Origin of the sequence: Kitasatospora albolonga, assembly GCA_002082585.1 — a bacterium.
Classification (GTDB): Bacteria; Actinomycetota; Actinomycetes; order Streptomycetales; family Streptomycetaceae; genus Streptomyces; species Streptomyces stephensoniae.
Genome location: CP020563.1, coordinates 2759730 through 2775274, shown reverse-complemented (window position 1 = coordinate 2775274; position 15545 = coordinate 2759730). Strand labels below are relative to the sequence as shown.

General features: G+C 66.2%; 9 protein-coding genes, 3 rRNA genes and 1 pseudogene. 6 read left to right on the top strand and 7 right to left on the bottom strand.

All coding sequences use genetic code 11. The features are described from left to right. Window positions 1–77: 77 nt before the first annotated feature. Window positions 78–722, top strand: coding sequence for a hypothetical protein (locus tag B7C62_11940; GenBank protein ARF72898.1), 645 nt, complete (start codon window positions 78–80; stop codon window positions 720–722). On the opposite strand, the gene B7C62_11935 is transcribed toward B7C62_11940, so the two are convergent. Then, entirely contained in the window at window positions 719–1660 is a 942-nt protein-coding gene (locus tag B7C62_11935) for a hypothetical protein (protein ID ARF72897.1), read from the bottom strand. The genes B7C62_11940 and B7C62_11935 overlap by 4 nt on opposite strands. Window positions 1661–1782: 122 nt before the next feature. On the opposite strand from B7C62_11935, the gene B7C62_11930 reads away from it, so the two are divergent. Next, window positions 1783–2790 (top strand): hypothetical protein, encoded by a 1008-nt coding sequence (locus B7C62_11930; GenBank protein ID ARF72896.1) that lies wholly within the window; start codon window positions 1783–1785, stop codon window positions 2788–2790. A gap of 314 nt (window positions 2791–3104) precedes the next feature. Here the strand turns inward: B7C62_11930 and B7C62_11925 are convergent. Beyond that, window positions 3105–3399 (bottom strand): annotated as a pseudogene (locus B7C62_11925) (hypothetical protein). Between the two features lie 117 nt (window positions 3400–3516). Between B7C62_11925 and B7C62_11920 the strand changes: the two are divergent. The 3 genes from B7C62_11920 (at window position 3517) to rrf (ending at window position 8667) form a co-directional block, all read left to right on the top strand. After that, window positions 3517–5050 (top strand): 16S ribosomal RNA (locus tag B7C62_11920). Window positions 5051–5324: 274 nt separating this feature from the next. Then, window positions 5325–8475, top strand: a 23S ribosomal RNA gene (locus tag B7C62_11915). A 75-nt stretch (window positions 8476–8550) separates the two neighbouring features. After that, window positions 8551–8667 (top strand): 5S ribosomal RNA (gene rrf / locus B7C62_11910). The 16S, 23S and 5S rRNA genes sit together here, the layout of an rRNA operon. 109 nt (window positions 8668–8776) lie before the next feature. Here rrf and B7C62_11905 read toward each other — a convergent pair. The 5 genes from B7C62_11905 to B7C62_11885 are packed head-to-tail and all read right to left on the bottom strand — an operon-like array spanning window position 8777 to window position 14257. Beyond that, a complete protein-coding gene (locus tag B7C62_11905) occupies window positions 8777–10090 on the bottom strand; it encodes a DUF58 domain-containing protein (protein ARF72895.1) in 1314 nt (437 codons plus the stop codon). A 10-nt stretch (window positions 10091–10100) separates the two neighbouring features. Continuing rightward, entirely contained in the window at window positions 10101–11120 is a 1020-nt protein-coding gene (locus B7C62_11900; GenBank protein ARF72894.1) for an AAA family ATPase, read from the bottom strand. Then, a complete protein-coding gene (locus tag B7C62_11895) occupies window positions 11117–12358 on the bottom strand; it encodes a hypothetical protein (GenBank protein ARF72893.1) in 1242 nt (413 codons plus the stop codon). The genes B7C62_11900 and B7C62_11895 overlap by 4 nt, the downstream gene beginning before the upstream one ends. Beyond that, on the bottom strand, window positions 12355–13044 hold the full coding sequence (locus B7C62_11890; protein ID ARF72892.1) for a hypothetical protein: 690 nt from the start codon (window positions 13042–13044) through the stop codon (window positions 12355–12357). The genes B7C62_11895 and B7C62_11890 overlap by 4 nt, the downstream gene beginning before the upstream one ends. 4 nt (window positions 13045–13048) lie before the next feature. Beyond that, the gene (locus tag B7C62_11885; GenBank protein ARF72891.1) at window positions 13049–14257 is read right to left on the bottom strand and encodes a hypothetical protein; all 1209 of its coding nucleotides are present in this window, start codon (window positions 14255–14257) and stop codon (window positions 13049–13051) included. A 140-nt stretch (window positions 14258–14397) separates the two neighbouring features. On the opposite strand from B7C62_11885, the gene B7C62_11880 reads away from it, so the two are divergent. Beyond that, window positions 14398–15540, top strand: a complete 1143-nt coding sequence (locus B7C62_11880) for an S-methyl-5-thioribose-1-phosphate isomerase (GenBank protein ID ARF72890.1) — start codon at window positions 14398–14400, stop codon at window positions 15538–15540. The last annotated feature ends 5 nt before the right edge of the window (window positions 15541–15545 follow it).

Here is a 15545-nt window from a genome sequence, read left to right as displayed (position 1 = left end):
GCACCCCCGTGTCGGGGGCCTGTCCCGTTGCTCCCCTCCTACCGCCCCCGCACCGCCCGAGGAACCCGAAGGACCCCATGCCCCGCGGCAGGTATTCGCTCCACGACCTTCACGATCACACCCCCCTCGGCGAAGAACACTTCCACTGCGCCCCCGGCCCCTCCGGCTGGCGCTATGTCTCCCAGACCACGTCCCCGTCGGGCGACCACCTCGGCTCCGTCGACCTGGCCCTGGACGAACTCGGCCGGCCGATCCGTCTCGAACTCCACTCCGCGAGCTGGCAGGTCCGGGGAGCCGCCCTGGAAGGCGTCACCTGGGTCCGTACCGACCCGACCGGCGTGCACGCCACCGAAGGCAACGTCCGCGCCCACGCCTTCTCCGGAACCTCCCCCGCGTTCCTCGTCGCCCTGACCCGACTCCTGCGCCTCACCCCCGATTCCCCCGAGACCCGTGTCCGCGTGGTCACCTTCACGGACCCGGTCCTCGCGCCCCGTACCGACGATCAGTCCTGGGCTCTGGTGAACAGTGAAGCGCACGCCACTGACAACGGCCCCCTGATCGTGGACGAGTACCAGGTCAGCGCCCTGGACACCGGAGAACGGCACACCGTCCACCTGGCCGGGGACGTCGTCCTCGCCGCCCCGGGCATCGAGCTGGAGCACCTGGAGACACCCCCGTCGCCCCGCGACTCCGGCCCCCCGGACCAGGGGATGCCCGCCTAACCGGGCGGCGCGAACCCGCCGGCGGCAGCCCCCTCGCCCCTCTCCACCGGCCCCGCCTCACCGCCCCGAACAGGCGCAGAGAGCCCGGAGGACGCAGAAGGCACAGGGGATACAGAGGACACAGGGGATACAGAGGACATAGGAGACACAGGAGGCGCAACAGGGGACGCACCGGCCCCCGCCGCCCCCGCCCCGCTGAACACGCGCCGGGCATCGCGCGCCTGCCGCTCATGAACCACCGCGGCCAGAAACGCGGCCGCCGGAATCCCCTGCGGCGGAGCGATCCCCGTCCGCGTCACCAGCTCATCGGCCAACCGGGCCGCGATCGTACTGCCGACGCCGCGATCCAGCTGGTGCATCCGCGTCAGGTACTGGCGTATCGAGAGCCAGAGCTCGTCCGGCACAGCGGACAGATCCAGCTGCGAGAACCGGCCGACCAGCCACGGCGGGGGAGGCGGGACCGCTACCGACCGCTGGGTCGCCACCCGCTCCCGGACGACCAGCGTCCCCGCGAAGACATCGCCGAGCCGGCGCCCGCGTGCGGAGGCCAGTGACGCGATACAGGCCACGGCCCCGAGCGTCATCAGGATCTCCACGATGCCCATCGCTCCCCGTACCAGGGCGTGCCGGAACCGTATGGGCCCGCCGTCGTCCCGCACCACGCGCAGCCCACACGCCAGCTTCCCGAGGGAACGGCCATGGCTCAGCGTCTCCACGGCGATCGGCCCGCCGACCAGCACCAGCAGGAACGAGGCGACCCCGATGGCTGCGACGGCCGCCTCGTCCAGGGAAGCGGAAGCGATGCCGAGAATGATCGAAACGACCAGGAAGACAGCGAAGACCACCAGCAGGTCGATCGCCACCGCCAGGACCCGGCTCGGCAGCTTCGCCGGCCTCAGCCCCAGAACAACCGCGTCCCCGGTCACCAACTCGTTCATCGCGCCCCCACTCTTTCCCCGGCCTTCGCTGCCCCCGGCCGGACCCAGTCTGCCAAGCTGACCCGCAGCGCGCCGCAGTAGTACGACCCCGTACGCACCCATGCCTGGAGCAACAGCCGCCCATGGACCTCGACGTCTTCGTCACCGCCCACCGCACGGAGTGGGACCGCCTCGACCACCTCCTGCGCCGAGGGCGCCGCCTGACGGGCGCGGAAGCGGACGAACTCGTCGTCCTCTACCAGCGCACGGCCACCCATCTCTCCCTGATCCAGTCGACTGCTCCCGACCCCCTGCTCACCGCGCGCCTCACCCAGCTCGTGGCCCGCGCCCGGGCGACGGTCACCGGCACCCGCAAGGCTTCCTGGCGCGACGCGGCCCACTTCCTCACCACGGGATTCCCGGCGGCGGTCTACCGCTCGCGGCACTGGTGGGTCCCCACCGCCGTCCTGTCCACACTGGTGGCCGCCCTCCTGGGCTGGTGGATCGGCACCCACCCCGAGGTCCAGGCCGCGATAGCCGCCCCGGAAGACCTCCGGGCCATGACCCGGCCGGGCGGGGAGTACGAGACCTACTACTCCAGCCACCCGGCCGCGTCCTTCGCAGCACAGGTATGGACGAACAACGCGCAGGCCGCCGCGATGTGCCTGGTCCTGGGCGCGTTCCTCTGCCTACCGGTGATCGGGATTCTCTTCCTCAACATGCTCAACCTCGGCATCGGCATCGGCCTGATGTCCTCGGCGGGCCGCCTGGACGTCTTCCTCGGCCTGGTCCTCCCGCACGGCCTGCTCGAGCTGACCGCGGTGTTCGTAGCCGCCGGTACGGGGCTCCGCCTCGGCTGGACGGTGATCGACCCCGGCCCCCTCTCCCGCCGCACCGCCCTGGCCCAGCAGGGGCGCGCCGCACTGGGCATGGCCATCGGCCTGGCTCTCGTACTGTTCGTCTCCGGCGTCATCGAAGGCTTCGTCACCCCCTCCGGCCTCCCGACCTGGGCCCGGATCACCATCGGCATAGCCGCTGAGCTGGCCTTTCTCGCGTACGTCTACATCCTCGGCCGCCGCGCGGTGCGAGCCGGCGACACGGGCGACCTCACAGCGGTCGAACGCAGCGCCGAGGTTCCCTCCGCAGCCTGACCACCGGTGTGCGTTTGCCGTCCCCGAGCTGCTAGTCTCCTCTTCGCCCACAAAACCGTTGACACGGCAGATGTGGGGAGGTAGATTTAAACGGTTGCCTCGGGCTGGACAAGCCCGGGCGGGACGCGTAGCGTCTACCTCGCTCAAGCAGGGAAGCTTGCATATCCCGCAGAGCCAAATGATTCCCCTTTAACTCGAATCGCAGGTCGTTCATTCGACTGCCGCGCTTCTGATAAAGTCGGATCAGCCGAAAGGCAAGGCCACTCCACGGGCCACCGGAAATCGAATTCGGACCGGAAACGGAACGAAAAAGAGTCTGGTAAAGTTGGAACCGCCGGAAAGGGAAAACGCGAAAGCGAAGAACCTGGAAAGCGCCCCGCTTCGACCGGGGGTCAGGCACTGAAAAGGGTCTGATAGAGTCGGAAACGCAAGACAGCAGGACAAAGAAAAAACTGAAGGGAAGCGCCCGGAGGGGCCCGGTGATACGGGACCGAAGGAAGCGTCCGTTCCTTGAGAACTCAACAGCGTGCCAAAAGTCAACGCCAGATATGTTGATACCCCGGCCTCCACACTCGTGGGGGTTGGTGGTTCCTTTGAAAAGCCCTGCACGGGTCGCCTTCGGGTGGCATCGGGCAGGCAATGAACACAGCGAGGACGCTGTGAACAACGGGTCTTATTCCGACCGGTTGTTCCGCTCTCGTGTGTGTGCACCCGATTACGGGTAAACATTCACGGAGAGTTTGATCCTGGCTCAGGACGAACGCTGGCGGCGTGCTTAACACATGCAAGTCGAACGATGAAGCCTTTCGGGGTGGATTAGTGGCGAACGGGTGAGTAACACGTGGGCAATCTGCCCTTCACTCTGGGACAAGCCCTGGAAACGGGGTCTAATACCGGATAATACTCCTGCCTGCATGGGTGGGGGTTGAAAGCTCCGGCGGTGAAGGATGAGCCCGCGGCCTATCAGCTTGTTGGTGGGGTAATGGCCTACCAAGGCGACGACGGGTAGCCGGCCTGAGAGGGCGACCGGCCACACTGGGACTGAGACACGGCCCAGACTCCTACGGGAGGCAGCAGTGGGGAATATTGCACAATGGGCGAAAGCCTGATGCAGCGACGCCGCGTGAGGGATGACGGCCTTCGGGTTGTAAACCTCTTTCAGCAGGGAAGAAGCGCAAGTGACGGTACCTGCAGAAGAAGCGCCGGCTAACTACGTGCCAGCAGCCGCGGTAATACGTAGGGCGCAAGCGTTGTCCGGAATTATTGGGCGTAAAGAGCTCGTAGGCGGCTTGTCACGTCGGATGTGAAAGCCCGGGGCTTAACCCCGGGTCTGCATTCGATACGGGCTAGCTAGAGTGTGGTAGGGGAGATCGGAATTCCTGGTGTAGCGGTGAAATGCGCAGATATCAGGAGGAACACCGGTGGCGAAGGCGGATCTCTGGGCCATTACTGACGCTGAGGAGCGAAAGCGTGGGGAGCGAACAGGATTAGATACCCTGGTAGTCCACGCCGTAAACGTTGGGAACTAGGTGTTGGCGACATTCCACGTCGTCGGTGCCGCAGCTAACGCATTAAGTTCCCCGCCTGGGGAGTACGGCCGCAAGGCTAAAACTCAAAGGAATTGACGGGGGCCCGCACAAGCAGCGGAGCATGTGGCTTAATTCGACGCAACGCGAAGAACCTTACCAAGGCTTGACATATACCGGAAAGCATCAGAGATGGTGCCCCCCTTGTGGTCGGTATACAGGTGGTGCATGGCTGTCGTCAGCTCGTGTCGTGAGATGTTGGGTTAAGTCCCGCAACGAGCGCAACCCTTGTTCTGTGTTGCCAGCATGCCCTTCGGGGTGATGGGGACTCACAGGAGACTGCCGGGGTCAACTCGGAGGAAGGTGGGGACGACGTCAAGTCATCATGCCCCTTATGTCTTGGGCTGCACACGTGCTACAATGGCCGGTACAATGAGCTGCGATGTCGTAAGGCGGAGCGAATCTCAAAAAGCCGGTCTCAGTTCGGATTGGGGTCTGCAACTCGACCCCATGAAGTCGGAGTTGCTAGTAATCGCAGATCAGCATTGCTGCGGTGAATACGTTCCCGGGCCTTGTACACACCGCCCGTCACGTCACGAAAGTCGGTAACACCCGAAGCCGGTGGCCCAACCCCCTTGTGGGGAGGGAGCTGTCGAAGGTGGGACTGGCGATTGGGACGAAGTCGTAACAAGGTAGCCGTACCGGAAGGTGCGGCTGGATCACCTCCTTTCTAAGGAGCATCTAGATTCCTTCGGGAATCCAGAGCCACTACGTCGGCAAATGTTCGACGGTGGTCAGCTCATGGGTGGAACGTTGACTATTCGGCACGATCAATCGGTTTCTGTCAGTACTGCTTCGGCGTGGAACACAGGAGAAGAGGGATCGTGTCGGGCACGTTGTTGGGTGTCTGAGGGTGCGGCCGTAAGGTTGTTCCTTCGTTCCGGCCCCAGTGAACTCGTCCCGTAATGGGGTGGGGTGGTGGGTGGCTGGTCGTTGTTTGAGAACTGCACAGTGGACGCGAGCATCTGTGGCCAAGTTTTTAAGGGCGCACGGTGGATGCCTTGGCACCAGGAACCGATGAAGGACGTGGGAGGCCACGATAGTCCCCGGGGAGCTGTCAACCAAGCTTTGATCCGGGGGTTTCCGAATGGGGAAACCCGGCAGTCGTCATGGGCTGTCACCCGCTGCTGAACACATAGGCAGTGTGGAGGGAACGAGGGGAAGTGAAACATCTCAGTACCCTCAGGAAGAGAAAACAACCGTGATTCCGGGAGTAGTGGCGAGCGAAACTGGATGAGGCCAAACCGTATGCGTGTGATACCCGGCAGGGGTTGCGTATGCGGGGTTGTGGGAGTTCTCTTTCACAGTCTGCCGGCTGTGAGGCGAGTCAGAAACCGTTGATGTAGGCGAAGGACATGCGAAAGGTCCGGCGTAGAGGGTAAGACCCCCGTAGCTGAAACATTGACGGCTCGTTTGAGAACCACCCAAGTAGCACGGGGCCCGAGAAATCCCGTGTGAATCTGGCGGGACCACCCGCTAAGCCTAAATATTCCCTGGTGACCGATAGCGGATAGTACCGTGAGGGAATGGTGAAAAGTACCGCGGGAGCGGAGTGAAATAGTACCTGAAACCGTGTGCCTACAAGCCGTGGGAGCGTCGCACATCGAGCTTGCTCGGTGTGTCGTGACTGCGTGCCTTTTGAAGAATGAGCCTGCGAGTTAGCGGTGTGTAGCGAGGTTAACCCGTGTGGGGAAGCCGTAGCGAAAGCGAGTCCGAACAGGGCGTTTGAGTTGCACGCTCTAGACCCGAAGCGGAGTGATCTAGCCATGGGCAGGTTGAAGCGGAGGTAAGACTTCGTGGAGGACCGAACCCACCAGGGTTGAAAACCTGGGGGATGACCTGTGGTTAGGGGTGAAAGGCCAATCAAACTCCGTGATAGCTGGTTCTCCCCGAAATGCATTTAGGTGCAGCGTCGTGTGTTTCTTGCCGGAGGTAGAGCACTGGATAGGCGATGGGCCCTACCGGGTTACTGACCTTAGCCAAACTCCGAATGCCGGTAAGTGAGAGCGCGGCAGTGAGACTGTGGGGGATAAGCTCCATGGTCGAGAGGGAAACAGCCCAGAGCATCGACTAAGGCCCCTAAGCGTACGCTAAGTGGGAAAGGATGTGGAGTCGCAGAGACAACCAGGAGGTTGGCTTAGAAGCAGCCACCCTTGAAAGAGTGCGTAATAGCTCACTGGTCAAGTGATTCCGCGCCGACAATGTAGCGGGGCTCAAGCGTACCGCCGAAGTCGTGTCAATCCAACATATAGGGCCAACGCCTGTTGGGTTGGGTAGGGGAGCGTCGTGTGCCGGGTGAAGCAGCCGTGGAAGCGAGTTGTGGACGGTTCACGAGTGAGAATGCAGGCATGAGTAGCGATACACACGTGAGAAACGTGTGCGCCGATTGACTAAGGGTTCCTGGGTCAAGCTGATCTGCCCAGGGTAAGTCGGGACCTAAGGCGAGGCCGACAGGCGTAGTCGATGGACAACCGGTTGATATTCCGGTACCCGCTTTGAAACGCCCAGTACTGAATCAGGCGATGCTAAGTCCGTGAAGCCGGCCCGATCTCTTCGGAGTTGAGGGTAGTGGTGGAGCCGATGAACCAGACTTGTAGTAGGTAAGCGATGGGGTGACGCAGGAAGGTAGTCCAGCCCGGGCGGTGGTTGTCCCGGGGTAAGGGTGTAGGACGCACGGTAGGCAAATCCGTCGTGCACATAGTCTGAGACCTGATGCCGAGCCGATTGTGGTGAAGTGGATGATCCTATGCTGTCGAGAAAAGCCTCTAGCGAGTTTCATGGCGGCCCGTACCCTAAACCGACTCAGGTGGTCAGGTAGAGAATACCGAGGCGTTCGGGTGAACTATGGTTAAGGAACTCGGCAAAATGCCCCCGTAACTTCGGGAGAAGGGGGGCCATCACTGGTGATCGGACTTGCTCCGTGAGCTGGGGGTGGCCGCAGAGACCAGCGAGAAGCGACTGTTTACTAAAAACACAGGTCCGTGCGAAGCCGTAAGGCGATGTATACGGACTGACGCCTGCCCGGTGCTGGAACGTTAAGGGGACCGGTTAGCTGCTCTTCGGGGTGGCGAAGCTGAGAACTTAAGCGCCAGTAAACGGCGGTGGTAACTATAACCATCCTAAGGTAGCGAAATTCCTTGTCGGGTAAGTTCCGACCTGCACGAATGGCGTAACGACTTCTCGACTGTCTCAACCATAGGCCCGGTGAAATTGCACTACGAGTAAAGATGCTCGTTTCGCGCAGCAGGACGGAAAGACCCCGGGACCTTTACTATAGTTTGATATTGGTGTTCGGTTCGGCTTGTGTAGGATAGGTGGGAGACTGTGAAGCGGCCACGCCAGTGGTTGTGGAGTCGTCGTTGAAATACCACTCTGGTCGTGCTGGATGTCTAACCTGGGTCCGTGATCCGGATCAGGGACAGTGTCTGATGGGTAGTTTAACTGGGGCGGTTGCCTCCTAAAGAGTAACGGAGGCGCCCAAAGGTTCCCTCAGCCTGGTTGGCAATCAGGTGTTGAGTGTAAGTGCACAAGGGAGCTTGACTGTGAGACCGACGGGTCGAGCAGGGACGAAAGTCGGGACTAGTGATCCGGCAGTGGCTTGTGGAAGCGCTGTCGCTCAACGGATAAAAGGTACCCCGGGGATAACAGGCTGATCTTCCCCAAGAGTCCATATCGACGGGATGGTTTGGCACCTCGATGTCGGCTCGTCGCATCCTGGGGCTGGAGTCGGTCCCAAGGGTTGGGCTGTTCGCCCATTAAAGCGGTACGCGAGCTGGGTTTAGAACGTCGTGAGACAGTTCGGTCCCTATCCGCTGTGCGCGTAGGAATATTGAGAAGGGCTGTCCCTAGTACGAGAGGACCGGGACGGACGAACCTCTGGTGTGCCAGTTGTTCTGCCAAGGGCATGGCTGGTTGGCTACGTTCGGAAAGGATAACCGCTGAAAGCATCTAAGCGGGAAGCCTGCTTCGAGATGAGTATTCCCACCAACTAGATTGGTTAAGGCTCCCAGTAGACGACTGGGTTGATAGGCCAGATGTGGAAGCCCGGTAACGGGTGGAGCTGACTGGTACTAATAGGCCGAGGGCTTGTCCTCAGTTGCTCGCGTCCACTGTGTTAGTTCTGAAATAACGAACAGCCGTGACAACACCCGGTTTGTTCAAAGTTTCATAGTGTTTCGGTGGTCATTGCGTTAGGGAAACGCCCGGTTACATTCCGAACCCGGAAGCTAAGCCTTTCAGCGCCGATGGTACTGCAGGGGGGACCCTGTGGGAGAGTAGGACGCCGCCGAACAATCTTTGTGGGAAAGCCCCGCACCCTTGTGGTGCGGGGCTTTTCTGCGTTCCGGGCCCGGTCAAGGCAAAAGGAATGGGCGCCTCCATGCAGCAGAGGCGCCCATCGCTCAGAGACGACCCGCAGCCTTGAGCGCGAGGTAGGCGTCGGCGAGTGCCGGGGCGAGGTTGTCCGGGGGCGCGTCCACGACGACGACCCCGTGGCGCTGGAGCTTCTCTGCCGTGCTGCGCCGTTCCGCCTGTGCCTGGGTGCCTGCGGCGGCGTCGTACACCGCGTCCACTGTGCCCCGGCCTCCCGCCATCTCCGAGATCCGCGGATCGGAGACAGCTGCCAGCAGAACCGTGTGCCGCTGAGTGAGCTGGGGGAGCAGTGGGAGGAGCCCCTCCTCGATGGGGGCGGCCTCCAGAGTCGTCAGGAGAACGATCAGCGACCCGCGCGGGGCGCCGGAGAGGGCCGCGCTGCTGAGGCCTCGGGCGTTCGTCTCCACGAGCTCGGGCTCCAGTGAAGCCAAGGTGTTGACGACCGTTGCCAGGACGTCGCCCGTGCTGGTTCGGCCCTGTACCCGGGCTCGGACACGGCGGTCGTAGGCGAGGAGGTCCACGCGGTCGCCTGCGCGCGTCGCGAGTGCGGTGAGGAGCAGCGTGGCGTCCATGGCCGCGTCGAGGCGGGGGATGTCGCCCACCCGGCCGGCCGAGGTGCGGCCGGTGTCGAGGACGATCAGGATGTGCCGGTCCCGCTCGGGACGCCATGTCCGGACCGCGACGGCCGACTGGCGTGCCGTTGCCCGCCAGTCGATGGACCGGGTGTCGTCCCCCGGTACGTAGGCCCGCAGGCTGTCGAACTCGGTGCCCTCTCCCCGCGTCAGCACACTGGTGCGGCCGTCGAGCTCCCTGAGCCGGGCGAGCCTGGAGGGCAGGTGCTTCCGGCTGGTGAACGGGGGCAGTACCCGCACGGTCCAGGGGACGCGGTGGTAGCCCTGGCGCGCGGCGAGACCGAGCGGGCCGTACGAGCGGACCGTGATGCGTTCGGCCTGGCGGTCGCCTCGGCGGGTCGGACGGAGAACGGTGGTGAGGCGTCGCTGCTCGCCGGGAGGAACCGTCAGCGCGTGCCGGGACGACGCCTGTTCGGTGCCGGTGGGCCAGCTGCTGGGCGGCCAGGCATCACGGAGTTGTGCCCGGAGGCGCCGTCGGGAGGTGTTGGTCACGGTCAGTCGCACTTCTGCCGTGGCACCAAGTCGAACAGATGTATCACCGGATCGGGTGAATCGGAGCGTTCGCACTGGCGCTGCCAGGGCGTAGTCGCACAGAATCGCTAGTGAGAGCGGGGCGTTGACCGCGAGCATCCCGGTCCAGCTCGGGGCGAGGATGCCTACGGGGAGTGATCCCAGCGCGGCCAGCAGTGCGGTACGTCCGGTGAGGGCCATGGTCACCGCCTCATCGGGGTACGAGGACGTGGGCGAGCACCGAGGTGATGACGGAATCGGGGGTGACCCCCTCCATTTCCGCCTCGGGCCGCAGGTGGATGCGATGACGGAGCGTGGGGAGCGCCAGGGCCTTCACATCGTCCGGGGTGACGTAGTCCCGGCCGGTGAGCCAGGCCCAGGCGCGTGCGGTCGAGAGCAGTGCGGTGGCGCCTCGGGGGGAGACCCCGAGGGCGAGCGAGGGGGATTCGCGCGTGGCACGACAGATATCCACTACATAGCCGGCGATCTCCGGGGAGACGGCCGTCCTGGCGACGGCTGACCGTGCGGCCTCCAGGTCGGCGGGCCCGGCGACGGGCCGTATGCCTGCTGCCTTGAGGTCGCGGGGGTTGAAGCCGTCGGCGTGACGGGTCAGGACGTTGATCTCGTCCTGCCGGGACGGGAGAGGCACCGTCAGCTTGAGCAGGAAGCGGTCCAGTTGGGCTTCCGGGAGCGGGTAGGTGCCCTCGTACTCGACGGGGTTCTGGGTGGCGGCGACGAGGAAGGGCTCCGGCAGCGGGCGAGGGGTGCCGTCGACGGTGACCTGGCGCTCCTCCATCGCCTCCAGGAGGGACGCCTGTGTCTTGGGAGGGGTGCGGTTGATCTCGTCGGCGAGCAGCAGATGGGTGAAGACAGGGCCGGGCTGGAAGGAGAACTCTGCCGTGCGGGCGTCGTAGACGAGTGAGCCCGTCACATCACTCGGCATCAGGTCGGGGGTGAACTGGACACGCTTCGTGTCGAGTTCGAGGGAGGCGGCGAGGGCTCGGACCAGCAGGGTCTTGGCGACGCCGGGAACGCCCTCGAGGAGTACGTGCCCTCGGCAGAGCAGCGCGACGACGAGTCCGGTGACGGCCGGGTCCTGGCCGACCACAGCCTTGGCGATCTCGGAGCGGAGGGCTTCCAAGGAGGCGCGGGCGCCGTCGGCGGGCTCCGGGGCCGCAGGGGTCACGGGGACCGCTGAGGGTTCGGCCGGCTCGGGGGTCGGGGCGCTCATGAAGTGCGTACCTCTCTTTCGAGGGCGTCGAGGTGCTCGGCCAGGAGGACAAGGGCCGTGTCGTCGGCGGGTGCCGGGCCGAAGAGCAGGGTGTTCAGGTCATCGCTCGCGGTGGTGGTGCGGGCGGACACAGCGGGGAGGAGGACGTCTGAAGTGTGTGCTTCGTGGGTGGATACGCCGATGAGGCGGGCGATACGGGTGCGGGCGGCGGCCCGGAGCGATTCGGCTGCCCGGTCACGGGCGTTGGCCTTGCGGTAGAGGCCGGCGCGGCCTTCGGCGGACTCCGAGGCGCGGATGGCCACGGGGAGCCGTTCGATGACCAGGGGGCCGAATCGGCGACCGCGCCAGATCGCGGCGAGGACCGCGGCAAGGGTGAGTTGCAGCGCTCCCCAGAGCCAGCCGGAGGGCATCAGGTCGAGGAAGCTGCTCTCGTCGCCCGGGATTTCCTCGCCGTCGCCCCCGGCCTCGTTGTCGTCGGAGACACCGTCACCGCTGGTGGCGGACGGATCAGCCAGAGAAGGGAGGTACCAGACGAGATGCGGGCGCGAACCGAGGAGTTGCAGGGCCAGAGAGGCGTTCCCCTGTTGGGCGAGACGCTCGTTGTGGAGGAAGTCCGGGGAGCCGAGGAGGACGGTGTCGCCTTCCTTCTCGGCCGTGAGGACCAGCAGGCCGGGGGTTCCGTCGCTGGGGTAGCAGCCGGTGGCGTCGGTGTCCTGTGCCGTGTAGCGGACGCCACCCATGTCGGCCGTGCCGGCGCTGCGGGCGGCGGGGAGTGTGCACGACGGGGGGAGCGGGCTCACCGGGCGGTGGGGCTCGGCGCGTACGCCGGGGGCCAGCCTGGAGACGGCCGACGGGCCCGGGGCGATCAGGAGGGTGCGGCCGCCGGAGGTGGCGGTCGTTTCGTGGAGCCGGTGCTGCTGCGACGGGGTGAGGAGGTTGGGGCCGGTGACCAGGAGCGTGGTGTCGGGCCCTGTCGCGTCGGTGGCTTCCTCCAGGGTTGTCGCGACCGTCACGGACACCCCGCGCTCCTTGAGGAGTTCGGCCGCCGCGCGGCTGCCCTTGGGGTCGGCGGATCGGGGGTCGAGGTGCCCGTAGCCGGTACTGGAGCGTACGGCGGCGAACGTGACGCCTGCGATCACCAGGATGAGCAGGGCGATCAGCAGCCCCCGGACGCGGTTCCAGACATGGCGCGGAGTGGGTGCCGTGGAGGTGGAGGAGGGAGAGGTGGCCGTGGTCATACGGCGGCTCCTCGGGCGGTGCCGGGCAGCACGGGCTTTGCCTCGTCGAGCTCGGTGTCCAGGGCTCGAAGGGCCAGATACGTCGGTTGGCCCGCTGTGCGGCCGCCGTATGTGACGTCGTCGAAGTGCCGGGCGGCGGAGCGCAGCCGGGCCGCGTGGTCGGGCAGGGCGCGGCCCGCTTCCGCTGCCGCCTCGTCCGCTGTGCGGCCGGGGCGGGGGTCGAGGAGGGCGCGTTCCTCCAGCGAGCGGACGATGGCGCGCATGCGTTCCTGGACGGCTTCGGTCCAGCGGAGAGCGGCGGCGTGCGCGTCGGCCGCGGCGCGGTGCTGGGCGGCGCTGCGGGGGCCGTGGCTCTCGAAGAGGGCGTCCGCGGGGCGGGAGGAGCGTTGCGGGGTGCCGAGCCGCCACCAGAGGGCGACGGCGAGGCCGATGACGGCGAGAACGATAACGACGAGTCCGGCCGGGCCGCCGGGGGCGATGCCCGCGGCGGAGTCGAACACACCGGAGAGCCAGTCCCAGACGTGGTTCAGGGCGCGCTGGACCATGCTCGGATCGTTCTCGTGGTACATCGGCTTGGACAGCTCGCTCTCGGCCGCCTCCCGTGCGGGGACGCGTGGAGTGTCCACGGGTATGTCGCCCGCGCCGATGCTGTGCCGTGCCGCTGTGCTGCCCCCCGCCCCCGACACCGCATCAGCTCCTAGGGGTGTCGGTGCCGTAGCCGGGCAGGCCGGCGGCCCGCGCGAGGTCGAGGTCGAGCGCCTCGCGGCGGATGCGCTGGTCCACGTAGAGCAGTGCCGTCACACCGGCGACGAAGGGGTAGACCAGCGTGGAGATGATCACCTGGCCGATGCCCGAGACGATCAGGAAGGGCCAGCCGGGGGTGAGGGCGTTGCCCTTGAGGAGCTCGCCCGCGTCGGTGCCGTCGACGATGAGCGCGATGAGGCTGAAGGGGATGGAGATGGCGAAGCTCAGCAGGATGACGAGCAGGAAGGTCAGCGCGAGGATTCCGAAGATGCGCCACCAGGTGCCGCGGACCAGCTTCGCCGACCTGCGCAGCGAGGCGATGATGCCCTGCCGTTCCAGCATCAGAGCGGGGGCGGCGAGGGCGAAGGAGACCCACAGCCAGACGATCACGACACAGGCGGCGATGAAGCCGAGGAGCGCGAGCGCCGCGCCTGCTCCCGAGCCCATCAGCAGCCCGGGGCCGACGCCGATGGTCATGATCGCGCTGATCATCAGGGTCATCAGCAGGGTCAGACCGATCAGCGGGAGGACGCGCGGGCGGGCTTCGGCCCAGGCGTCGGAGAGCGTGACGGGGCGGCCCAGGATCGAGCGGCTGATCACCACGGTGACGACGGACGCGGTGAGCAGCGTGGCGATCAACATGAGGAGGGAGACCGGCGCCAGGGAGAACAGCGAGGTGCGGGCGGATTCGGATGCCTGGCGAAGGGCTTCGGCGCCGCGGGCATTGGGGTCGACGCTGGGCGGCTCGGGCAGGAGGTAGCGCTGCATGAGGATGGCGGCGACCTCGGCGATCACGGAGACCGCGAGGCTGAAGCCGAGCGCGGTGCGCCAGTGCGCGCGCAGCGCCGAGACGGAGCCGTCGAGGATCTCGCCGAGCCCCAGGGGACGCAGCGGGATGACACCGGGCTTGGCCACCGGAGGCGGTCCGCCCCAGCCGGGCTGCTGCCCGCTGCCCCAGCCGGGGGCGGGCGGGGGCGCTCCGGGGCCGCCGGTGGTGTTGCTCGGTGGGGACCACTGCCCGGGAGGCGGCTGCTCGGGGGACCACTGTCCCCTCGGCGCGCTTCCGTCCTGGGGCTCCGAGGGGCGGGGGATGGCCGCCTCCTGGCCGTCGGAGGGGGCAGATCCGGGCGTCGCCCAGCCCGGAGAGTCGTTCATTCTCGCTCCTTCACCGTCCTGACCGCTCATCGGGGCGGCAGGTTGCCAGCCATCGTGCCACGGGCCGGTGCGGCGTGGACCAGGAGCCTTCTCTCCTTCGTGCCTTCATTTGTGGGCGGCTCACCGGGCAGACTGGGTGAATGGCTGATCAGGACGTGCACTCGCCGGTGGTCAATGAGCCTCCCGCGCTTCCCGTACTCCGTTGGGACGAGCCTCCGGAAGGCCCCGTACTGGTGCTTCTCGACCAGACGCGGCTGCCCGCCGAGGAAGTCGAGCTGGTGTGCACGGACGTGCCCGCGCTGGTGCGGGCGATCCGGTCGCTGGCGGTACGCGGCGCCCCGCTGCTGGGGATCGCCGGGGGGTACGGGGTGGCGCTCGCGGCGGCCCGGGGCTACGACGTGGTGGAGGCCGCCGGGCTGCTGGAGCGGGCGCGGCCCACCGCGGTGAACCTCGGGTACGGGGTGCGGCGGGTGGCGACGGCCTACCGGGCGGCTGCCGGGAAGGGCGCCGGGCCGGAGGAGGCCGCCGCCGCGGCGCTGGCCGAGGCCCGGGCCCTGCACCGGGAGGACGCCCTGGCCAGCGGGCGTATGGCGGAGTACGGGACGGCGCTGCTGGAGGAGCTGCTGCCGGGGCGGGGCTATCAGCTGCTGACCCACTGCAACACCGGGGCGCTGGTCTCCGGGGGCGAGGGGACGGCGTTCGCGGTGGCGCTGCGGGTGCACCGGCAGGGGCGGCTGCGCCGGCTGTGGGTGGACGAGACCCGGCCCCTGCTCCAGGGGGCGAGGCTGACGGCGTACGAGGCGGCGCGCAGCGGGATGGCGTACAGCCTGCTCACGGACAGTGCGGCGGGTTCGCTGTTCGCGGCGGGTGAGGTGGATGCCGTGCTCATCGGGGCGGACCGCATCGCCGCGGACGGTTCGGTGGCCAACAAGGTGGGGAGCTATCCGCTGGCCGTGCTCGCGAAGTACCACCATGTGCCGTTCATCGTGGTGGCGCCGACGACGACCGTGGACATGAACACGGCGGAGGGCACATCGATCATCGTCGAGCAGCGTTCCGGGCAAGAAGTGACGGAGCTCACACCGCCGCGGGCCGTATCGGCGGGCGGTGGGGGTGGGATGGTCGTCGCACCCCTCGGGGCCCCGGCGTACAACCCGGCTTTCGACATCACGCCGCCCGAATTGATCACGGCGATCGTCACCGAGGAGGGTGTCATTTCCCCGGTCACGGGGGTCGGACTGGCAGAGCTGTGTGCCAGGTCATCGCAGGTAACGATTAGCTAATGGGA

Excerpts from the sequence above, each read along its gene's own strand:
- B7C62_11940 (ARF72898.1), top strand. The coding sequence starts at position 78 with ATGCCCCGCGGCAGGTATTCGCTCCACGACCTTCACGATCACACCCCC.
- B7C62_11930 (ARF72896.1), top strand. The coding sequence starts at position 1,783 with ATGGACCTCGACGTCTTCGTCACCGCCCACCGCACGGAGTGGGACCGC.
- B7C62_11880 (ARF72890.1), top strand. The coding sequence starts at position 14,398 with ATGGCTGATCAGGACGTGCACTCGCCGGTGGTCAATGAGCCTCCCGCG.
- B7C62_11905 (ARF72895.1), bottom strand. The coding sequence starts at position 10,090 with ATGGCCCTCACCGGACGTACCGCACTGCTGGCCGCGCTGGGATCACTC.
- B7C62_11935 (ARF72897.1), bottom strand. The coding sequence starts at position 1,660 with ATGAACGAGTTGGTGACCGGGGACGCGGTTGTTCTGGGGCTGAGGCCG.
- B7C62_11895 (ARF72893.1), bottom strand. The coding sequence starts at position 12,358 with ATGACCACGGCCACCTCTCCCTCCTCCACCTCCACGGCACCCACTCCG.
- B7C62_11900 (ARF72894.1), bottom strand. The coding sequence starts at position 11,120 with ATGAGCGCCCCGACCCCCGAGCCGGCCGAACCCTCAGCGGTCCCCGTG.
- B7C62_11885 (ARF72891.1), bottom strand. The coding sequence starts at position 14,257 with ATGAACGACTCTCCGGGCTGGGCGACGCCCGGATCTGCCCCCTCCGAC.